We start from the raw sequence: 21,696 nt of genomic DNA, 5'->3' as shown, positions 1-21,696 counted from the left end.
TAAAAACTATAACGTAATTATTGAAGGTTTTTTTAAACCGACTAAGACTTTTTTCTTTTATCCAGTAAATCGGGATTATCAAGAGGGTTGTCCTTTCCTTTTAAGGATTGTTCGATACGGTCAATATATTCCAAAGAATCGTCAATGAAGAATTCCAATTGGGGCATGCGCCTTAACTGGTTCTTGGTGCGTTGCGCCAATTCATGCCGAATAAGCGGGGTATTGCTTCTAATGCCTTCAACAAGTTCCTTCCCTTTATCGTTCGGAAAAATACTCAGGTATATTTTGGCCACCGACAAATCTACGGTCACCTTTACTTTTGAAACCGAAATAATCACCCCGTGCATGCCACCATCCGTTGCCGAGCGTTGTAAAATATCGGCCAAATCACGTTGCAATACCGAACCTATTTTTTTCTGTCTTTGCGTTTCTTCCATAGAAATATTGATACACCTTTGATGCAAAAATAGTGCATATTTTGTATCTTTCTTTAAAAGTAACAGGGAATGAACAAAATAGAACATATTGGGATAGCGGTAAAGAGCTTAAAAGACTCAAACGCCTTATTTAAAAAGCTTTTTGGCAAACCACATTATAAAGTGGAGGAAGTACAAAGTGAGGGCGTATGCACCTCTTTTTTTAAGGTTGGCGAGAACAAAATAGAATTGCTGGAAGCCACAAAAGAAGATAGCCCTATTGCCAAGTTTATTGAAAAAAAAGGAGAGGGCATCCATCATATTGCATTTGATGTGGACGATATTGAAGCAGAGATAAAACGATTGACCGAAGAAGGATTTAAAGTATTGAATGAAACCCCCAAAAAAGGGGCGGATAACAAGTTGGTGGCGTTCCTACACCCCAAGTCTTCCAATGGCGTGTTGATTGAGTTGTGCCAAGAGATAAAGCGGTAAATTCTCTTGTAGGATTTTAAAATATATAGTAATATTGCACACTCTTTATTTAAGAGAATTGCAATTAATTTGCAATGGGTCCTATAACTCAGTTGGTTAGAGTATCTGACTCATAATCAGAAAGTCCCTGGTTCGAGCCCAGGTGGGACCACTAACCAACCCTTTGGTTTCCAAGGGGTTGGTCTCTTAAAACGCTTTTAGTATATTTTATTGAGTATCAATTCAGTTTTTAAGCTTTTTTGAAGCTTAACTCTTATTTGCTCTTACTTTTTTCATTAAAGCTTACTGCCTTTTTCTCTATTTTCAATCTTATGTGCAATACCTAAATTTTCGATTTCATCTTTTCCTTGAAGTGATATAGGGACTTTATGGTCGACTTCGATCTCGTCCCATATATACATTGTGGCTCCGCTAATAGAAGATTTACCACCTTGTTCATCCAACAATGATTTTTTTTCATCCATTGTAAGTTTTCTTTTTCTAGTTGAAATAGGACTGTAGTTTTTAATGAAGAACTTAGAGTCCTCAGCAAACTTGTCTACCAAATTATAATCGAGATCTTTGGAAAAATTCAAATGACTTTTATTGTAAAACTTAATCATTTTAACAAGATCTTTTTTCATGTCGTTTCTTTTAAATTTAACTAATTGAAAATTTGATTTTGAAATTAAGATCCAGATTAAATAGAAGTTTTTTAGTTTTCTAGAATTGCCATCAACAACAATCTTATCCAATTCAGTTTTTAAAAAATCGGCTAAAGATTCATTTTCTTGTGGATTCCGGTCAATTAAGATAGTTTTTAAATTTTTGATTTTAGACTTGACATTTTTTATAGAACCCAAAAATTCCTTTTTCACCTTTTCGTCTTTTGAGGTTTCAAGTAAAAGTTTGTTTATTCTACTTTTTGTTTTAATTCTAGCATTAATTTTAGATGTAATTGTCTTCTCAAGATCAATGTTATCACGTTGATATACATCAATAACATCACCAAGATTACCTTTAGCCATTTCCACATAACAAAAGGAAGTAATTAGTTCTTCGTTTTCCATCCTATCTCTATCACTTTTTTTTGTGATTGTTTTTATGTGAAACCACGGATATAATTCGTTTTTTAATGTTTTTATATTTGAAATGATTTCCTTGTCAACCCAAGAATTCCACATTTCAAAAGAATTTTGTTTTATAGGATATGGTTTATCGTTTAGTCTTATGAATAAATCAATTGGATCAAAAGAAGGATTTTTATAAGAGTCAATTTCAACAATATAAAGTTGAAAATCATATAATTTATCTTGCATTTTATCAGTAAGATTTTCAAAGCTCAATCCATTCAATTCAGACAATATCCTGAGGTCTTTTAATTTGAATTTGTTGTCCTTTGAGTAAATTTTCTTATCGTTTTGATCTGTATACGATTCCCCAATAAAACTCAATAAAGTTAGCAGTCTTTGTTGACCGTCAACTACCTCATAAACATCATCTAAACGTTTAAAAATAAAGATAGGGGGTAGCTTTATGTTAAGTAAAATACTCTCAATTATTGATGATTTTTTCTGTTGATTAATGACTTCAATCCTCTGGTATGAAGGTCTTACTAGAAACTTTCTTCTATTCATTTTTCTAACCACATCTTCAATCGACATATTAGAGGGTTCAGGTTTAGATAAACCGAGATTATTCAACTCTTCAAGTTTAGTCTTAGGAGTTCTATGCGAAAGCCCTTTTTTTACTTTGTCAAACTTTGAATTAGTTGAAATATATGATGATAAGTCAACATCAAAAATATTTTCTAAAAAGGTTTGCACTATTAAATATCGGTTAAAAATATTCTCTCTTCTTGTACTATATTCTGTTGAAAAATAATTAATATTCTCATCAATAAATAAAGAGGACTTTTCTATCAAATCATTTTTAAACTTAACATTAACCCCCTCTATTTCTAGAATACCAATTCCCCACAACAATGTCCTTAATCCAAGGTGATTAACTTTCCGTTCATTTTTTTTAGATTTTTTGATGACTTTGGATAAAAACTCCAGTTTATCTCTAAACCCAATAAAAACCTTTTCATCAGATTTGTCTTTATTTGTTATATAAAACTCATAAAGTTTCTCTACGATCTTTGAGACACCACCTTTTGAAAATTGTTCAATTGGATATTTCGGTAAAACCAACTCTACCCTAACTTGATTCATAATTTTCGCCACGGTGTGTTTTTTATAAATAACGTCTGAACCAGTAAATAGGGTACTTTGGAATAACTGGTGGGTATTTTGATTATTAAGCTTCTTTTTGAAAAAATTAGTTAGCTCATCTTTGTCATACCTAGCATCATCAACCTCTTCTCTTTTCAGAGGCGTGATTCCAGAGTTGTATCTAAGAAAAATCTCTTTTTTTATTCTGTCTTGAAGATCAATTTTAAGGGGAGGATGATTTACAATTTGAAAGTTAATGATTCTAATTTTACACTCTAAAAACCGTTCTAGAAGATCGTTTGACTTCTTACCAAGGGAGTTATACTTCAGATTTTTTAGTTGTGTGAGTACCGTTAATCCATTAAGCTTTAAAGAAAACTCATTTTCCATGAACCTAAAGATTGTTTCGTACCGTTGTCTTCCATCAATTATTTCAATACCGTCTTCATTTTCGAAAAAGATTAGAGGAGGAAGTTCTGTTCCTAAAAAAATACTTTCTATAAAATGAGTAGCCTTACTCTCATCCCAAACATAATTTCTTTGATAATATGGGCTATAGTCAGTTTTATTCTTCATCCTAGGAGTAAACAAACCGTCAATACTTTTTTGTGATGTCTCTATTTTAATATGCTCCTTAAAAATCTTTTCAAAAATTCCTTGTTCCATTGGATAAATTATTTAACCCCAAATTTAAAAAAATAGTAATAAAAGGTACAAAATCTTACTTGTTTAGAAAAAATATAGTACCCTTAAGCTTACATATAGTCAATACCCTTGATTATCAGCAAACTTCGTTATTAAATGGTAAAGAAATATTGAATCAGTTGTTCCGAACCGTGGTGGCCCAACTTAGAAGCCCAAGATATTTTTTAGTTTGGAATTTTTTTATGACATCCATTGCACCCTGTTTAAAAAAAGTGTAAAACCATCTAGTATAAATCGAATATTTTCTTAAAGACTCCCTATCTTGTCCGAGTAAATTTTGGCAATAAACAGCATGCAATTAGTAGAAAATCTGAAAGAGATTAAAACCGAATCTTTTAAAATTAACGTCCCTTTCCCATCATCGGAATCCACAACATTTGAGTTCATCGACCTTTTTGCCGGTATAGGTGGCTTTCGATTGGCCTTGCAAAATGTAGGGGGTAAATGTGTATTTACAAGTGAATGGAACAAAGAGGCCAAGGTTACCTATGCTGACAATTTTGGCGATGTCCCTTTTGGCGATATTACTGATGAATCCATAAAGCAGTTTATTCCTGAAAAATTTGATGTGCTTTGCGCCGGTTTCCCTTGTCAGGCTTTCTCGATTGCGGGCTACAGAAAGGGCTTTTCTGATACTCGAGGCACTTTGTTTTTTGATGTGGAACAGATTATAGAAACCCACAGACCAAAAGCGTTGTTTTTGGAAAACGTTAAAAATCTGGTGTCGCATGACAAAGGGAAAACCTTCAAAGTCATTTTAGAGATTTTGGAGAAAAAACTTGGGTATAAGGTGTATTATGAGGTGCTAAATTCTATGACCCATGCCAATATCCCCCAGAACAGGGAGCGAATATTTGTCGTGGCTTTTGACCCGAAACAAGTTACAAATTATAGAGACTTTGATTTTCCAGGCAAAGTGCCATTGACCAAAACCATTCACGACCTTTTGGAAAGCGACAAAAAGGACGAGAAATATTACTATTCGCCTGATCACAAATATTACCCGGAATTGGTGAAAACCATGACTAATCCGAATACGATGTATCAATGGCGAAGGGTATATGTGCGCGAAAACAAAAGCAATGTGTGCCCAACCTTAACGGCCAATATGGGTACTGGTGGGCACAATGTGCCTTTAATTAAAGACGATTTCGGTATCCGAAAGCTTACTCCTAAAGAGTGCTTTGCGTTTCAAGGGTATCCAATGGACAGATACATTTTGCCAAACATTGCGAATAGCAAACTGTATATGCAAGCGGGTAATTCGGTCACTATGCCTTTGGTGGAAAGGATTGCAAATCAAATAGTAAAAGTGCTTTAAATCGTGAGGCCATTATCATTCAACGCCCCCAACGGGTATTTCATTAATTCTAAACGGCCATTTAGCGGAAACCCCTTAAATGAAATCGACATAAAAAAGGCCTTTGATTTTGCTTATGAAATGTGTTTCGGAAGCGGGTTTCATCGAGGCCACAGGTCTGGCGGTCAGTCCAACAGGCGCAATGGCGAGAAATTTTCAAATACTTTTCAGGGAAAATTGGCTGAGATAGCTTTGTTTCAGTTTTTCACGTCAAGTGGCTTGGAATGCTCCCCAGTAGATTTTAGGATTATGGGACAAAATCTTTGGGACGATTCTGATTTTGTGGTGAATGGAAAGCATATCAATGTAAAATCGGCCGCTTTTTTTTCCAACTTGTTGTTGCTTGAAGAAAAAGATTGGAATCACAAAGGGCATTACCTTCCCAACTTAGAAAGCGGTAATACCTATCGATATGATTTTTTCGTATTTATCAGAATAAAGCCGGACATCAAAAATATCCTTAGGAAAAACAGGCTGTTCTATTCGGATAAAGTTGGAAAAGATGAATTATTTGGATTGATTACCGCTGAAGATTGGTTTTATGACATCCCTGGATTTATAACCCATGCGATATTTCTTCAAGAAATTATTTCCAAAAAACAGATACTTCCTCAAAGCGCACTTCTAAACGGAAAAACTAAAATGGATGCTTCTAACTATTATATCCAGACTGGGGATTTAAATGGAATAAGTGAAATTATTTCTTCAAATTTGGCATAAATAAGCCTACATATAGCGCTTGTTTTCGCCCTAAAGAAAGTCTTCCAAATTATTAACTTTACATTTGTTAATAATTTATTGGCATTAACCCGCGTGTAGTCTAAACTTTTTTATATTTGTGCTGTAATCATGTTAAAATAAAGGGATTAATTTAGCCAGGATTATACTTTTAAATGGTTTTTAACGTTTGCTAGAATAGCAATTGCAATCAAGAAACGTGCATTTCATCGATAATATTTAACGCTTTATGGATGTTTTTTTGGTATATTTCTTTTGCTAAGACCCTTTTTTTGTTACATTTGCGTCCCAATGATGATACAAAATAAAAGAATATTTGCCTCAATCTTATTTGTATTAATAAGCATTGTATGCGTAGCCCAAGGGCCTCCGCCACCTGCACCGCCCCCGCCACCCGGTTTCCCAATCGATGGTGGTGTTCTTGTTGGGATATTCGTTGCTTTGTTTTATGGTGGTAAAAAAATGTTGAAAAAGTAGACGCTATCGTGTTGCCATTAGTTTGGTCACATATTTCCCCAAAACATCAAATTCTAAATTAACCATAGTGCCTATTTCGAAGGTATTGAAGTTGGTATGCTCATAAGTATAGGGAATTATGGCCACGCTAAAGCTGTTTCTTCCTGAATTCACAACGGTCAAACTCGTACCGTTAACAGTAATTGAGCCTTTTTCTATGGTAACATTGTTTAGTGAAGGGTCATATTCAAATGTAAAAACCCAACTGCCATCGGCGTTTTCTACATTGGTACATGTTGCCGTTTGGTCAACGTGTCCTTGAACGATATGGCCATCAAGCCTATCGCCTAATTTCATCGCGCGTTCAAGGTTTACCCTATCCCCTGATTTTAAACTCCCCAGATTGGACTTGTCCAAGGTTTCTTTAATCGCTGTAACCGTGTAGATGTCTTTATTTATATCTACTACTGTAAGGCATACCCCATTGTGCGCCACACTTTGGTCGATTTTCAATTCATCGGTAATATTACTTTTGATATAGATATGTAGATTGTCCAGTTCCTTTTTTATATCAGTAACAGTACCTAAAGCCTCAATAATTCCAGTAAACATTTTAATCTGTGTTTAATTGGTTAAATTTGCACATCAAAATTACGAACAAAAGCTAGGATTCTTAATAATGAAAGAAGAAAAAATTGTTGTAGGTATTTCTGTTGGTGATCTGAACGGAATTGGAGGAGAAATCATTCTAAAAACTTTTGAGGATTCCAGGATTTTTGAGTTCTGTACGCCCGTAGTTTTTGCTTCCATTAAGGTGATGGATTTCTTGAAGAAACACTTTGATTCCGCAGTGAACTTCAATAGCATTCATAAGATGGAGCAGGCAGTTGATGACAAATTAAACGTTTTTAACTGTTGGAAGGAAGGGGTATCCATTGAGTTTGGAAAAGAGGATGAAAAAATAGGTGAATTTGCCTTCAAATCATTAGAAGCAGCCACAAAAGCCCTGAAAAACGAAACCATTGATATTTTATTGACTGCACCGATTAACAAGAAAAATATTCAATCCCAAGCATTTACCTTTCCCGGTCATACGGACTATTTGGCACAAGAGTTGGGCGGACAAAGTCTAATGTTTATGGTGACCGATACATTGAAAGTCGGTTTGTTGACGGACCATGTTCCGGTGAAGGATGTATCTACGCACATATCGCCAGAATTGATTATCCAGAAAATTAATACAGTTTACGATACTCTTCAAAAGGATTTTGGTATCGGAAAGCCTAAAATTGCTGTCCTTGGCATCAATCCGCACACAGGAGACAATGGTGTGATTGGCAACGAGGACGACGACGTAATGCGACCAACCCTGAAAAAAATAAAGGAAGACGGCAAATTGGTGTTTGGCCCTTATGCGGCGGATAGTTTTTTTGGCTCCGACAATTATAAAAACTTTGATGCGATTATCGCTTCCTATCACGATCAAGGGCTCATACCGTTTAAAACCTTGTCCTTTGGTCAGGGCGTAAATTACACGGCCGGACTCAAACAGATAAGAACTTCTCCAGACCATGGAACCGCTTACGAAATTGCTGGAAAGGGCTTGGCAGACGCTGGGTCTTTTAAAGAAGCGCTGTTTATGGGGATACATATTTTTAGAAACAGACTTGATTTTGAGAAACTTACAGCCAACATATTAAAAAAAGCACCAAGAAAAGTAGGGGCAAAAAAATAAAAATAACTGTCTGGGCTATAATAAAAATTTTTATATTTGCAGGCTCAAAAAGTTGTGGTAATGAAGCCGATTAAAGCGTATTCGATTCCTTTTAAGGGATTAAAGATTGGAAAACACGACTTTGAGTACGGAATAGACAAGACGTTCTTTGATTATTTTGAGTATGATGATTTTAATGATGTAACTGTTAAAGTCAATGTTGAATTGGATAAGAAAACAACATTGCTAGAGTTACATTTTAAGATTTCGGGTTTTGTAAATGTGAATTGCGATTTAACCAATGAGCCTTATAATCAAGATATTGAAAATGAATTTGATTTGGTGGTGAAGTTTGGCCAGGATTTCAATGATGAAAATATTGATATCCTCATTATTCCACATGGTGAACACGAAGTGAATATTCAGCAATACATTTACGAGTTGATTATTTTGGCCGTACCCTTAAAACGGATTCATCCAGGAATTGAGGACGGCACTTTAAAATCGGACATACTGAACAAATTAGAGGAACTAAGTCCTGGCGAAAAAAATGAAAAAACAGTTGACGAAACTGACCCAAGATGGGATACTTTGAAAAAATTATTAACGGACAATAAATAACATATAAAATGGCACATCCTAAAAGAAAAATCTCTAAAACGAGAAGGGATAAAAGAAGAACGCACTATAAAGCAACTGCGCCAACTATTGCAACTTGCCCAACTACGGGAGAGGCTCATTTATACCACAGAGCGCACTGGCATGAAGGTAAATTATACTACAGAGGGCAGGTGCTTATCGACAATTCAGAAGAAGAAAATTTAGCATAGTTAATATGCATGCATCATAATTAAACGCTCACTTGTGGGCGTTTTTTTTGTTTTGCGCTTTTCTGGGTTAAAAATCGATCGAATTTGAATATATTTATCCAAAATTTCATATTTTACATCAAATTTGGATGATTTCTGTTCATTTTAGGCGTTTTTTATTCAATTAACTACACGGTATGAGTAAAATCTCAGCAGCGATAACTGCCGTCGGGGGCTATGTTCCTGACTATGTATTGACCAATCAAATGCTTGAAAACATGGTTGATACCAATGACGAATGGATTACGACAAGAACTGGAATCAAGGAACGTCGGATTCTAAAAGACGAAGGCAAAGGAACTTCTTACTTGGCTATAAAGGCCGCAAAAGACCTCATTAATAAAAAGGGGTTGGACCCAAAGGATATAGAATTGGTGATTGTAGCTACTGCAACACCAGATATGAAGGCGGCCTCAACGGCCTCTTTCACTGCCGCGGGAATCGGCGCGGTTAATGCCTTTTCGTTTGACATGGACGCGGCATGTTCTAGTTTTTTATATGGCATGTCTGTGGCGGCTTCCTACATAGAGTCTGGACGTTACAAAAACGTGCTTTTAATTGGAGCCGATAAAATGTCTTCCATCATTAATTACAAAGACAGAGCTACGTGCATTATTTTCGGTGATGGAGCTGGAGCCGTGCTTTTTGAGCCGAATACAGAAAATCTTGGTCTTCAGGATGAATATTTGAGAAGTGATGGTACTGGAAGGGAGTTTTTACAGGCTACCTATGGAGGGTCATCATATCCCTTGACCCCTGAAGCTATGGAAAAAGGAGGCCAGTATGCTTTCCAAGAGGGGCGAACGGTTTTTAAAAATGCTGTGTTTAATATGGCAGATTCTACTGTAAAAATTTTAGAGCGCAATAACCTCACACGGGATACCGTAAATTGGCTCGCGGCCCATCAGGCCAATAAGCGCATAATTGATGCCACAGCACAGCGGATAGATTTAGAGGAAGAAAAGGTGATGGTAAATATCCACAAATACGGAAATACAACATCAGCCACCTTACCTTTGCTTTTGTATGACTATGAATCGCAATTAAAAAAAGGCGATAATATGATCTTTGCCGCCTTTGGGGGCGGATTTAATTGGGGTGCCATCTATTTAAAATGGGCCTATAATTCTTAAAGACTAACCATTAAAACTAATAGCTAAATTATGGATTTAAAAGAGATTCAAAACTTAATCAGGTTTGTTGCCAAATCGGGAGCAAGCGAGGTTAAATTGGAAATGGAAGACGTAAAAATCACCATTAAAACAAGTTCGGATCAAGATGCGCCAGCAGTGCAATATGCTCCTGTTGCGGCACCACAAATCCCTCAGGCAGTTGCTCCGCCAGCTGAAGCGGCTCAAGCAAAACCCGCAGCAGAGGCGCCTGCAGCCGAGGCTAAAGATGACGACTCTAAGTACATCACTATAAAATCCCCAATGATAGGTACATTCTATAGAAAGCCATCCCCGGACAAACCACTTTTTGTTGAGGTAGGACAGACCATTGCCGAGGGTGATGTGTTGTGTATCATTGAGGCCATGAAACTTTTCAATGAAATAGAATCCGAAGTTTCAGGAAAGGTTGTTAAGATATTAGTGGACGATTCTTCTCCTGTTGAATTTGACCAACCGCTATTTTTAGTAGATCCATCATAACCATTGAAAATTCCAATCCACAAATCCCAAAACCCAATTCTTGGAATTTGGAGCTTGGAAATTGAAATTTTTAATTAGAAAAGTTATGTTTAAAAAAATATTGATTGCCAATAGAGGTGAAATAGCCTTGCGCGTTATTAGAACCTGTAAAGAAATGGGGATAAAGACCGTTGCGGTCTATTCCACGGCTGATGCGGAAAGTTTACACGTAAAATTTGCCGATGAGGCTGTGTGTATTGGCCCTCCACCAAGCGCGGATTCTTATTTAAAAATGGCTAATGTCATTTCTGCTGCTGAAATTACCAATGCCGATGCCATACATCCGGGTTACGGATTCCTTTCTGAAAATGCGAAATTTTCCAAAATATGTGAAGAGCACGGTATCAAATTTATTGGAGCCTCTGCGGAAATGATCGACAGAATGGGGGATAAAGCCAATGCCAAAGCCACGATGAAAGCGGCGGGGGTACCTTGCGTTCCTGGAAGTGATGGTGTTATTGAGAGTTTTGAGGAGTGTAAAAAATTGGCCAAAGAAACAGGTTATCCCGTAATGCTGAAGGCCAGTGCCGGAGGAGGAGGAAAAGGGATGCGTGGCGTTTGGTCCGAAGACAAGTTGAAAGATGCTTGGGATTCTGCAAGGCAGGAAAGTAAAGCTGCTTTTGGGAATGACGATATGTACATGGAAAAACTGATTGAAGAACCAAGACATATTGAAATCCAAGTAGTTGGTGATTCCCGTGGTAAAGCTTGCCACCTATCCGAAAGAGATTGTTCCGTACAACGACGCCACCAAAAATTGACCGAGGAAACGCCGTCTCCATTTATGACCGATGCCCTCCGTAAAAAAATGGGTGAAGCTGCCGTTAAAGCCGCCGAATATATTAAATATGAAGGTGCTGGAACCGTTGAGTTTTTGGTGGACAAACACCGAAATTTCTACTTTATGGAAATGAATACCCGTATTCAAGTGGAGCATCCTATAACGGAGCAGGTGATTGATTTTGATTTGATAAGAGAACAAATTTTAGTAGCCGCCGGTGTGCCAATATCGGGTAAAAACTACACACCAAATTTACATTCGATAGAGTGTAGAATTAATGCCGAGGATCCGTTTAATAATTTTAGGCCATCCCCAGGAATGATTACCACATTACACGCCCCGGGAGGGCACGGTATTCGTCTGGACACTCACGTGTATGCCGGATATTCAATTCCGCCAAACTACGACTCCATGATTGCAAAATTGATTACTACGGCACAAACCCGCGAGGAAGCTATTAGTAAAATGAAGCGTGCGCTTGATGAATTTGTGATTGAAGGTATTAAAACCACAATTCCATTCCATAGACAATTGATGGATCATCCCGATTACGTTGCCGGGAATTACACCACGAAGTTTATGGAAGACTTCAAAATGCAAAAGCCAGCTGAAGATTAAACTACTGAGACTCCGAAATAATTTTCGGAGTTTTTTATTTCTATTTGGTCAAATTTGAAAGCCACGAAATCGATCAGGAAAATACTACCTTAGCAATATGCATCTATCCTATTGGGAAATAAAATCGTGGTTCTCCAATGTTGATTTCTGTATCGTTGGAAGTGGCATTGTCGGATTAAATTGTGCTTTGGTACTGCAGCAAAGGTATCCCAAATCTAAAATCCTAATTCTTGAAAAGGGGATGTTGCCCCAGGGCGCAAGTACCAAAAATGCGGGTTTCGCCTGTTTTGGTAGTTTAAGTGAAATTCTAGAAGACTTAAAAACACACTCAGAGCAGGAAGTGGTTCAAATCTTAAAAAAACGGGTTGATGGCCTTCAATTACTTCGCCATACTTTAGGTGATAAAGCTTTGGACTATCGGCAAAATGGAGGTTACGAACTTTTTTTGGATACCCATGCAGATTTGTTTGAAAGCTATTTGGCACAAATAGATAGTACAAATAAAATGCTACTTCCGGTTTTTAAGGGTAAAGTGTTTTCTGTAATTGAAAATATATTTGGCTTTGACAATGTGGGCTCGCAATACATATACAATGCATTTGAGGCCCAAATCGATACGGGCAAAATGATGGAGGCGCTGCTGAACAAGGTACAATCCAAAGGTATTAAAATACTTAACAATGTTGAGGTTAGAGCCTTTTTGGAGGGCAATGACGCCATAAAACTTCAAATTAATGATTTTGAATTCGTTTGTGGCAAACTTTTGATAGCTACTAATGGTTTTGCATCGCAACTCCTAGATGAAAACGTCAACCCTGCCAGAGCGCAAGTACTGATCACTAAAGCCATCCAAAACCTAGAAATTAAAGGCACATTTCATTTGGATAAAGGCTATTATTACTTTCGAAATATAGACAACAGAATATTATTTGGTGGAGGTCGAAATCTTGATTTTGAAGGTGAAAGTACTACTGATTTTGGACAAACTAATTTAATTCAAGAACAATTGGAGCACCTTTTAAAAACTGTTATTCTGCCTAAGACCAATTTCGAAATCGAACATCGCTGGTCCGGTATTATGGGTGTTGGCAATCAAAAGAAACCTATAGTGAAACAGATTTCAAATCACGTATATTGTGGCGTGCGCCTCGGAGGCATGGGCGTTGCCATTGGAAGTTTGGTAGGAAAAGAATTGGCGGATTTAATTTAGATGAATGCCCAAATGAACATAAAAAAACAACTCTACCAACAATGCGAAGCCTTTATCGAAAACCGTTTGCAAACGGTTCAAAAAAGTATTGAGGAAATACAAAATGCATTGTTATCAGAAACTAAAAGTTCAGCAGGTGACAAACATGAAACAGGTCGTGCCATGATGCAACTGGAACGGGAAAAAGCTGGACAACAACTGGCGGAAATTCAAAAAACTAAAAACACTCTTTCCAAAATAAATCTAGATAATCCTTCCGGCACTATTAGCCTTGGAAGTCTTGTATATACTTCAATCCATAATTATTTTATCTCGATAAGTGCCGGTGAATTAATGGTTGAAACCCAAACCTTTTACGCCATTTCTCCCAATACACCCATAGCTAAGCTACTTATTGGGAAAACCATAGGGGATAGGGTTACTTTTAGAGGGCAGGAGTTTAAGGTTCAAATGGTATTATAAAGCATTTGCCTTAATCCCTAAATAAATATTTTCTTTAGATGTAATAGCTGTAGGGTGCTCAAAAAATACCGATTTCCCATCTAACACTGCTTCGACTAAATAATAAGAACCTTTATAATAGGATTGCACCACCGATGCCTTCAGCTTGGATTTTTCAACAATTTCAAGCTGGTTGGCATAAACTAGTTGCCCATTTATTTCGTTGAATTCACCAAAAAAAGAAGCAACAAGTTGATGATTAGGATTCCCATAAAGGTCTTTTGGAGTGCCATGGCCCAAAATTTTCGCTTCGTGCAAAACAATCATTCGGTCTGAAAAAGAAAGCACATCGTCTTTATCATGCGTTGCCACAACACATGTGATATTTTTATCCTTTAAATATTTGAAGAGACTGTGGCGCAGAGATTGTTTTTTAAAGTTGTCTATGTGGCTAAATGGCTCATCCAGCAATAGTATTTCAGGTTGTTTAGCCATCGCTCGTGCCAAGGCTACCCGCTGTTTCTGTCCGCCACTTAACTCTTTTACCTTTACGTTTGCCACGGAAGTTAGTTCTACAACTTCCAGCAACTCTTTAATCCGTTCCTGCTTTTCCTCAGGATAAAAATTGGACAGAAACTCACCTATGTTTTCAGAAACGGTTGTAAATGGCATTAAATCAAATTCCTGTGCTACATATTTCATGTATTCGGGACCAATAATCAAGTTGAATTTTGGACCTAAAATAGGTTGCTTTTTCCAAAACAGTTTACCTTCATTCAAATCATAGGTACCATACAAAAGTTTCAAAAGGGTACTTTTCCCCGAACCGCTTTCGCCAATAATGGAAAAGTGCTCGCCTTGCTTCACTTCAAATGAAACCTTTTTTAGGACATATTGCGTTTTATACTTGAAAGAAATGTTTTGCGCTTTAAGCATAGAGCAATTGGGAATTCAAAAACTATTGTGTTTTATCTGTTCTAAAATAATTGGATTTCAATAAAAATGAGTGCCTCAGCATCGAGTACCTTACAAATTTATTGAACTTATAATAAAGGTAAATGAAGTAAACTGGTGTGAAAAAAGCCAAAACTTTGTTTTTCGAATAGAGTACTGGTTTTAGCTTTACCACATATCTAAACAGCACTTCCGGCTTCATTATAAAGGTTTTTAGGTAACCCAGAACTCCTGAGCCTTTTTCTTTTTTGTACTCCAGGCCAACCTTATTTGTTCCAATATTTTGAAAGAATCCGCTGTTAAGTTCCTGAACAAATTTTAACTTTCTGGAATTGACAAAAAGTCCAGTTTTTAATGCCAATTCACTCAGTGTTTTTTGCACCATGTTTTGGTTATAACAAATTGGACTTAATCGTTTTATCATTTCCAAGTGAATCTCAAACATCTGTTGTTGATGTTGCTCAATATAGGTGTCGTAAAGCCATTTTTCCTGTGGGTTGTGTTTTTCTAAAACAAAACCATTTTCTTCACTGGTATAGCCTAGAGCACTGCCGTGGTTTGCAGCCGAAAACTGTTCATAGAATTGGGTATTGGCCATCAACAAGTGGTCGTTGTAATCCGTATATGGTAGCAATGAAAACAATAATCCTGAACGTTTCGTTGCTTCCTGTAAATTATAAATATCACGGATACCCAAATAGTAACCGGTAACGGGAATGTCTTCGTTCAAAAACCCAAAAATAGATTCCTGCATGGTGCCACCCCAGCCAATATCTACCAAATGGATGCCTTCTTTTTTGTAATCCGTACCAAAGGAATTCATATAGGCTTCAAAATTAGTTTTGTTGGAAGTTCTATGATTTTTATAAAAGTTTTTAAAAGATGAGTTGGCCAGTAGATTTTGAAATAATTCCGAATCAAAAAAGCCCTCCAAAACCGCTGAGCTATCTGCATTTAATTCCTTCGCTATGGTTACTTTATCAGGTTCCGGACAGCTAAAAAAGGACAAAAAGTCCTCCAAGCTCACGGCAGGGTATTTTTCTTTTAAGTATTTAAATTCCTCTTTCTCCAGTTCTTTCAGGTTAATCTGCATGGATGCCTGTCTGGATATTTTGAGGTAATGTGTTTTAATAGCTAGTGTATCATCCAATTGATGATGCGCTTGATAGGCATCGAACAACTTTTTCAAGTACATACCTTCCCGTGAGAGAAAAAAGAGGTTTTTTACATTATTACGCTTGCATTTGTCATATAGACGCTCCGTAAAAAAATGATAGAAAAGAATGTATTCCACAAAAGGCATTACCGAGCTTTTGGTACATTCGGAATGAATATCCTCAATTGTGTTTTTAAAGGCTCTAAAATCGTTGCCAAAATTATTAAGCTTGTTACGCCTTAAATGTTTCCCATGAGGCAATTGAAACGCATGCAGTCCGTGCTTTTTGGAATTTTCATAATCGCTCACTTTGTTGTCGCCTATCATCATTACCTCCTCTGGTTGAAGCGAAAGTTTGGTTAAAAGCGGTTCAAAAATAGAGCCATTTGCTTTACTCAACTCCATATCAGCGGAGCTAAAAACACCATCAAAAATTTCTAAAATGCCGTGATGGAGAAGTAAGCTATCAAATAGGGATTTTGAGCCATAAAAATCCGAAACCAGATATACTCTGCCTCCACTAGCTTTGAAGTCTTTCAACAATTGAACCACACCATCATTGAGGTACTGCACTTGAGTTTCTGCTTTCAAATCAGCCTTTTCAAAAACTTCGAAGAATTCTGATTTTGAATAGACCTGCAACATGTTTTGATTGACCAACCTACGATAAATTTCTTCTTTAAGAACGGCATATGGTACCTCTAGCACATCGGTCTTAAACTTTTCAGAGAGGTACTTGTTTGAAGAAGTTCTAACGAAATAAACTTCATCAATAGAAGCTATCAAACCACATTCCTTAATCAAAAACTTGGCCCAAAGCCTTAGGGCATAATTGGGGTGCACCGTTCTATGGATGATGGTGTCATAGTAGTCGGTAAATATGGTCTTGAGGGTTTTGGTTTTAAGGGATTTTTTTAGGGCAGTTAGACTCATGGTTTGTCTTTTTTATTCCCAATAACCTTACTGGGAAAATCTGAAATCAAATGTTGCGAAATGCGGATAAAGCCTATAAATTGGTATTTACAATTTGGGTTAAAATGCTAACCACTTCAAAAATAAGTAAAATGGAAGATTATGAAGGATAATGTTCTAAATGATTTTGAGCTACGGCAGTTTTGTTTGGCTCCAAATTCACACCTTTAATCAATTTCCGTATACCAGTATACCGAATAATTTTTTCCGCATTATCATCACCAATTAACCTTTCCAATGACAAACGCAGTTTGTTGAGATTGGAAAGCCAGGCACTGTCAAAGTGATGCACGGTATAGGTGTTTTCTGTTTTTGAAATTTTTTTCGTCTTAAAATCCTTTGGGCTGAAATATCCTGAGGGAAGCAATAAAAATTTATTTTGGTCTTCTATCAACTCCGAAATGTTATGGGCTTGGGTGTCGCTAAGCCGGTATATACTCCTGGTTTTCTCAATCTGCTTTTCAATAATGGCCGGTAATATAATGGTGTCTTGGGAGCCATCATCTCGAATAAAAGGGCGATCGGCATAATAGCCTAAACAGTCCATGGTCCATTTTTGATGTTTTTCAGTACCGATTATAGCTGCTTCCATATATCCATCAAACTGGTTTCCCATGAAATAAGGCAGATGGAGAAGATCATCAAAAGACTTTAATACTTGAACATCGGTGTCCAAATAAATGCCTCCATAATGGTAGAGCGCATACAACCGTATATAATCGGCCGCAAAAGCGTATTTTTTTGCATCAAAAGCCTGTTGGGTCCAAATCGTGGAAGTGATATCAAAACGATTAGTATCCCACAACATAAATTCGTAATCAGGAAGTTTGGTCTTCCAACTTCTAATGCAGTTCTCTACCAATTCTGGGTATGGGTCACCGCTTAACCAACAAAAATGAATTATTTTAGGTATCATGGTTTTAATTTGGGGTTAAGCAAAACTAATATATACTTAAGGTGAATTAGAAATTATTAGGACGACAATGCCCTTTTAATCGTTAAAATACCCTTTGAGTGCCTATAAATCATAAAAAAACTCCTTCCAAAACAGGAAGGAGTTTTAAATTAACACTCTTAAAATCTAATTTACACTAAATTATTTTCAACTAGATATTCAGCAATTTGAATGGTATTTGTTGCCGCGCCTTTGCGTAAATTATCAGCAACAATCCACATGTTTAACGTATTAGGCTGTGTTTCATCTCTACGGATACGGCCTACGAAAACCTCGTCTTTATCGTGGGCAAAAATAGGCATTGGGTAGCTATTATTGGCCGTGTCATCCTGCACCACAACACCGGGGGTGGCACTTAATAATTGGCGTACTTCAGCTAAATCAAAATCGTTTTCAAACTCCACATTTACTGATTCCGAATGTCCTCCTGCCGTTGGGATTCTTACCGCAGTGGCTGATACGGAAAATGTTCGGTCGTTCATAATTTTTTGCGGTTCTCTGGCCAATTTCATTTCTTCTTTGGTATAACCGTTGTCTTCAAACACATCACAATGTGGTAACGCATTGCGTCCGATAGGGTATGGATAGGCCATTTCACCCTCTACTCCTGCAATTTCATTTTCCAACTGACGTACCGCTTTTACCCCAGTACCTGAAACGGATTGATAGGTTGAAACCACAACACGCTTCATTTTATATTTTTTGTGCAATGGGTTTAAGGCCATCACCAATTGAATAGTGGAGCAATTTGGGTTTGCAATAATCTTATCTTCCTTAGTCAATTCTTGTGCATTAATCTCTGGCACTACTAATTTTTTAGTGGGATCCATACGCCATGCTGAGGAATTGTCGACAACAGTGGTGCCGACCTCGGCAAATTTTGGGGCCCACTCCAAGGAAGTGCCTCCGCCAGCGGAGAATAAAGCAATATCTGGTTGCATGGAAACTGCTGTTTCCAAACCAACTACGCTATAATCCTTTCCGTTATAAGAAATAGTTTTGCCTACCGAGCGCTCAGACGCTACAGGGATTAATTCTGTAACGGGAAAATTGCGTTCGGCAAGTACTCTTAACATCACTTCCCCTACCATTCCAGTGGCACCAACTACAGCTACTTTCATCTGTATATTTTTACGTTTTTAAATAATTTGCGTGTGCAAAACTAAGTATTAATTCCAATTATAAAATTAAAAAAAGCCCACATTTCTGAGAAGTGTGGGCTTTTTAACAACATATAACAGCCTGTTATTTAATTAACAATTTGTTATTTTTTTAAGGCGTCTCTGATTTCCATCAATAGTTCTTCCTGAGTTGGTCCTGCTGGCGGTTCTGGAGCAGGCTCCTCTTCTTTCTTCATTTTGTTAACACCTTTTACCACTAGGAACATCACAAATGCCACAATAATAAAGTCAATTACGTTGGTAATAAATGTACCGTATTCTAAAAACACTTCTCCTACCATTTCGCCTGCGTCGTTTAATGTACCGTCTTTTAATTTATATCTTAATGCTTTAAAATCCGAATCGAATATCAGACCAATTAACGGCGATACAATTCCTCCGGTAAATGAGGATACCACTTCTTTAAAGGCAGCACCCATAACGAAACCAACTGCAATGTCCACAAGGTTGCCCTTCATTGCAAACTCTTTGAATTCTTTTAACATAATTTTTAAAATTTCTAGTTAGTGAGTGGCTAAAATACTGAAAAAACCTAATATTCTGACAGGTAATATCTATCAATGAATTTCAAACCCTAAGATTTAAAATGGATTATCTTCAGATTTGTAACCAGAAATATTTAGAAATTGAGATATTCTTTATTGTGGAAAATAAAAAAACCTTGACTCTGTTTTCGATTTGGAGCACAAGGTTTAATTAAAATGATTAATAGCGGTGCGAAACTACGGTTTTTCCGTAAAACCCAAAAATTTTAATGTTAATTTATGGTTAACTTTATTAACAAATGTTAATTATACTTCACCTTCCTCAGGATGCGTATCGTTTCCTTGTATATGGCATAAATATCCTTGCTATAGGATTTTAAGTAAGGTTTGGCTTCGATCAATTTGTCCAATGCCTCATGAAAAAGATTGAGATAACAAATCAAATAGGCAGATGGCAGATTTTTTAGGTCCAAAGTTTCATTTTCCGTTAGGGCCAGTCCTTTTTTTAGTTTTTCCAGGAGCGCATTATTGCTATTATAAATATGATGTAGTGTTTTTTTATTGAATTGTGGAGGTTCAAAAAGTAATTTGGTTTCAATATTATAATGGGCATTGTCCTGAAAATGAATGATGGTTTCCTCCAAAGGATAATATTTAAAACTTTTTTGAAAACCTAGGTTGACGTATTCGATAATTTGGAAGGTGTCATCGGTAATTGTGATGGCCACTTCGTCCAATGCTGAAAAAAATAGGCGTACCTGCTCGTTGATGAGTTCAATGTCCACCCTGGAATAAAACACTTCCTTTTTTACTGTTTTTTTCTGCCCCGCCCAGCACACCACAAAATATTCTTTAAACACCTTGTATTGCGCATTGAAATCCTTTCGTTTGTCCATAAAATCAATGACGCCGTCCAAAGTGTGTTCAATATTGTTTTGGGCATTTTTTTCAATAGCCTCCACAATTTTGGAATTCACATCTTTGATATCGCTTTCAAAAACCTTGGGCATACTGATGCTACCATCCCTAAAAAACACGGAGCCACCGTAGTATTTCCAGATGTTTTTCCGTAATGCGGTCAATTTTCCAATAGGCCTTATGGTTACCAATCCTACTACTTTATCATCGGGCAAATGCGGAAACGGGATATTTTCATATTGCACTATGGGCGGATTGGTCAAATAGGCATTGATGAGGTTTTGAATTTTACTGTCGTCAAAAAAATCAACGCCTATAATGTTGTTGTCTGCGTCGTCCACCCCGATGACGATATAAGAATTGTTTTTGGGATTACTGTTAGAAAGTGCACAAATATGCTTTAAAAACTTAGCCTTACCTTCCTTTTGCCCAATATCGATTTTTCGCTTTTTGTCATAAAAGCTGTTCTCGTCGTTGTGGGCCAAAAGGTGTTTAATAAGTAGGCGTTTGTTGATCATATCTGTCATTCCTGCGAAGGCAGGAATCTTATTTAGTTTAGATTTCCTTTTTCACTGTGACGGAGTTCGCCTGCGCCGTACAAAACATCAAAACATCAGCAATATTTACATGCGGCGGTCTGGATATAGCAAAGTAAATCACCTCGGCAACATCCTTAGCTTGTAATGCCTTAAAACCTGTATAGACGGAATCGGCTTGCTTACCACCCTTAAAACGCACTTTAGAAAACTCGGTCTCTACTAAACCAGGGTTTACAGCACCCACTTTTATACCAAACGGATTCAAGTCAACCCGCATGCCTTCCGTAATCGCCAAAACAGCGTGCTTACTTCCACAATACACATTTCCCTTAGGGTATACCTCTTTTCCTGCAGAGGAACCAATATTAATGATATGCCCAGATTTCCGTGCCGTCATTTGGGGGATAATCGCTTTGCTAACATACAGCAAGCCTTTCACATTGATATCCATCATGGCGTCCCAGTCGTCCAAATTGCCTTTATGAATGGGGTCTAATCCATGGGCATTGCCTGCATTATTAATTAAAATGTCGATTTGCTTAAAATCTTCAGGTAAACCATTTATTGTCTTTAAAACGGCGGGTCTGTCACGTACATCAAAATTTAGAATATGCACATCCGTCAATCGGGCTAGGGCTTCCTTTATAGTTTCCAGTCTATGTAAGCGCCTTCCGCAGAGAATCAGTCTAATGCCTTGTTTGGCAAATTCATAGGCCGTTGCCTCTCCAATACCACTGGTGGCTCCGGTTATTAATGCTGTTTTTTTCATGAGGAAAATTTCCTTTAAAAATACCCAAAACATGGTTAAAACAGTTTTCCTAATGAAATAAATAATCAATAGTTATCC

At 37.1% G+C, this 21,696-nt stretch carries 21 protein-coding genes and 1 tRNA gene; 12 read left to right on the top strand and 10 right to left on the bottom strand.

The features are described from left to right. Window positions 1–41: 41 nt before the first annotated feature. The gene (gene rbfA, locus H7U19_RS15680; protein WP_186563820.1) at window positions 42–437 is read right to left on the bottom strand and encodes a 30S ribosome-binding factor RbfA; all 396 of its coding nucleotides are present in this window, start codon (window positions 435–437) and stop codon (window positions 42–44) included. A 69-nt stretch (window positions 438–506) separates the two neighbouring features. On the opposite strand from rbfA, the gene mce reads away from it, so the two are divergent. Both mce and H7U19_RS15670 read left to right on the top strand, forming a co-directional pair. After that, window positions 507–911 carry a methylmalonyl-CoA epimerase gene (gene mce, locus H7U19_RS15675; RefSeq protein ID WP_186563819.1) on the top strand — a complete coding sequence of 135 codons (405 nt, stop codon included), beginning with the start codon at window positions 507–509 and terminating at the stop codon, window positions 909–911. Window positions 912–988: 77 nt separating this feature from the next. Beyond that, window positions 989–1,062: transfer RNA gene (locus H7U19_RS15670), tRNA-Ile, on the top strand. A 124-nt stretch (window positions 1,063–1,186) separates the two neighbouring features. On the opposite strand, the gene H7U19_RS15665 is transcribed toward H7U19_RS15670, so the two are convergent. Beyond that, on the bottom strand, window positions 1,187–3,772 hold the full coding sequence (locus H7U19_RS15665; RefSeq protein WP_186563898.1) for a GmrSD restriction endonuclease domain-containing protein: 2,586 nt from the start codon (window positions 3,770–3,772) through the stop codon (window positions 1,187–1,189). Window positions 3,773–4,103: 331 nt separating this feature from the next. Between H7U19_RS15665 and H7U19_RS15660 the strand changes: the two genes are divergently transcribed. Both H7U19_RS15660 and H7U19_RS15655 read left to right on the top strand, forming a co-directional pair. Beyond that, window positions 4,104–5,132: a DNA cytosine methyltransferase gene (locus H7U19_RS15660; protein ID WP_186563818.1), complete on the top strand. Its 1,029-nt coding sequence runs from the start codon at window positions 4,104–4,106 to the stop codon at window positions 5,130–5,132. Window positions 5,133–5,135: 3 nt separating this feature from the next. Then, window positions 5,136–5,891 carry a hypothetical protein gene (locus tag H7U19_RS15655; protein ID WP_186563817.1) on the top strand — a complete coding sequence of 252 codons (756 nt, stop codon included), beginning with the start codon at window positions 5,136–5,138 and terminating at the stop codon, window positions 5,889–5,891. A 498-nt stretch (window positions 5,892–6,389) separates the two neighbouring features. On the opposite strand, the gene H7U19_RS15650 is transcribed toward H7U19_RS15655, so the two are convergent. Beyond that, window positions 6,390–6,977 (bottom strand): riboflavin synthase, encoded by a 588-nt coding sequence (locus tag H7U19_RS15650; RefSeq protein WP_186563816.1) that lies wholly within the window; start codon window positions 6,975–6,977, stop codon window positions 6,390–6,392. Between the two features lie 64 nt (window positions 6,978–7,041). Here H7U19_RS15650 and pdxA point away from each other — a divergent pair, with 64 nt between their 5' ends. The 8 genes from pdxA (at window position 7,042) to H7U19_RS15610 (ending at window position 13,710) form a co-directional block, all read left to right on the top strand. Then, the gene (gene pdxA / locus H7U19_RS15645) at window positions 7,042–8,100 is read left to right on the top strand and encodes a 4-hydroxythreonine-4-phosphate dehydrogenase PdxA (RefSeq protein ID WP_186563897.1); all 1,059 of its coding nucleotides are present in this window, start codon (window positions 7,042–7,044) and stop codon (window positions 8,098–8,100) included. Between the two features lie 60 nt (window positions 8,101–8,160). Then, window positions 8,161–8,700, top strand: a complete 540-nt coding sequence (locus tag H7U19_RS15640; protein ID WP_186563815.1) for a YceD family protein — start codon at window positions 8,161–8,163, stop codon at window positions 8,698–8,700. 8 nt (window positions 8,701–8,708) lie between these two features. Further along, the gene (gene rpmF, locus H7U19_RS15635) at window positions 8,709–8,909 is read left to right on the top strand and encodes a 50S ribosomal protein L32 (RefSeq protein ID WP_186563814.1); all 201 of its coding nucleotides are present in this window, start codon (window positions 8,709–8,711) and stop codon (window positions 8,907–8,909) included. 176 nt (window positions 8,910–9,085) lie between these two features. Continuing rightward, the gene (locus H7U19_RS15630) at window positions 9,086–10,081 is read left to right on the top strand and encodes a beta-ketoacyl-ACP synthase III (RefSeq protein ID WP_186563813.1); all 996 of its coding nucleotides are present in this window, start codon (window positions 9,086–9,088) and stop codon (window positions 10,079–10,081) included. 30 nt (window positions 10,082–10,111) lie between these two features. Next, a complete protein-coding gene (accB, locus tag H7U19_RS15625; RefSeq protein WP_186563812.1) occupies window positions 10,112–10,600 on the top strand; it encodes an acetyl-CoA carboxylase biotin carboxyl carrier protein in 489 nt (162 codons plus the stop codon). Between the two features lie 85 nt (window positions 10,601–10,685). Further along, window positions 10,686–12,038: an acetyl-CoA carboxylase biotin carboxylase subunit gene (gene accC, locus H7U19_RS15620; RefSeq protein ID WP_186563811.1), complete on the top strand. Its 1,353-nt coding sequence runs from the start codon at window positions 10,686–10,688 to the stop codon at window positions 12,036–12,038. Window positions 12,039–12,135: 97 nt separating this feature from the next. Continuing rightward, window positions 12,136–13,248, top strand: coding sequence for an NAD(P)/FAD-dependent oxidoreductase (locus tag H7U19_RS15615; protein WP_186563810.1), 1,113 nt, complete (start codon window positions 12,136–12,138; stop codon window positions 13,246–13,248). A gap of 12 nt (window positions 13,249–13,260) precedes the next feature. Next, window positions 13,261–13,710 (top strand): 3-oxoacyl-ACP synthase, encoded by a 450-nt coding sequence (locus H7U19_RS15610; RefSeq protein ID WP_186563809.1) that lies wholly within the window; start codon window positions 13,261–13,263, stop codon window positions 13,708–13,710. Here H7U19_RS15610 and H7U19_RS15605 read toward each other — a convergent pair. The 7 genes from H7U19_RS15605 to H7U19_RS15575 all read right to left on the bottom strand — a co-directional run bounded on the left by H7U19_RS15605 (window position 13,705) and on the right by H7U19_RS15575 (window position 21,618). Next, on the bottom strand, window positions 13,705–14,625 hold the full coding sequence (locus H7U19_RS15605) for an ABC transporter ATP-binding protein (RefSeq protein WP_186563808.1): 921 nt from the start codon (window positions 14,623–14,625) through the stop codon (window positions 13,705–13,707). The genes H7U19_RS15610 and H7U19_RS15605 overlap by 6 nt on opposite strands. Window positions 14,626–14,647: 22 nt before the next feature. Further along, on the bottom strand, window positions 14,648–16,732 hold the full coding sequence (locus H7U19_RS15600; protein ID WP_186563807.1) for an HAD family hydrolase: 2,085 nt from the start codon (window positions 16,730–16,732) through the stop codon (window positions 14,648–14,650). Between the two features lie 139 nt (window positions 16,733–16,871). Then, window positions 16,872–17,687 carry a glycosyltransferase family 32 protein gene (locus tag H7U19_RS15595; protein ID WP_186563806.1) on the bottom strand — a complete coding sequence of 272 codons (816 nt, stop codon included), beginning with the start codon at window positions 17,685–17,687 and terminating at the stop codon, window positions 16,872–16,874. A 170-nt stretch (window positions 17,688–17,857) separates the two neighbouring features. Further along, window positions 17,858–18,847 carry an aspartate-semialdehyde dehydrogenase gene (locus H7U19_RS15590; protein WP_186563805.1) on the bottom strand — a complete coding sequence of 330 codons (990 nt, stop codon included), beginning with the start codon at window positions 18,845–18,847 and terminating at the stop codon, window positions 17,858–17,860. Between the two features lie 143 nt (window positions 18,848–18,990). Continuing rightward, complete coding sequence (gene mscL / locus H7U19_RS15585; RefSeq protein WP_186563804.1) at window positions 18,991–19,392, bottom strand: large-conductance mechanosensitive channel protein MscL; 402 nt, start codon at window positions 19,390–19,392, stop codon at window positions 18,991–18,993. 302 nt (window positions 19,393–19,694) lie between these two features. Beyond that, the gene (locus H7U19_RS15580) at window positions 19,695–20,828 is read right to left on the bottom strand and encodes an ATP-binding protein (protein WP_186563896.1); all 1,134 of its coding nucleotides are present in this window, start codon (window positions 20,826–20,828) and stop codon (window positions 19,695–19,697) included. A gap of 37 nt (window positions 20,829–20,865) precedes the next feature. Further along, complete coding sequence (locus H7U19_RS15575; protein ID WP_186563803.1) at window positions 20,866–21,618, bottom strand: SDR family NAD(P)-dependent oxidoreductase; 753 nt, start codon at window positions 21,616–21,618, stop codon at window positions 20,866–20,868. Between the last annotated feature and the right edge of the window lie 78 nt (window positions 21,619–21,696).

The organism is Hyunsoonleella aquatilis (assembly GCF_014270105.1).
Lineage (GTDB): Bacteria > Bacteroidota > Bacteroidia > Flavobacteriales > Flavobacteriaceae > Jejuia > Jejuia aquatilis.
Note: the sequence above shows the minus strand (reverse complement) of the source record. Positions and strands in the feature narration are given on the sequence as shown.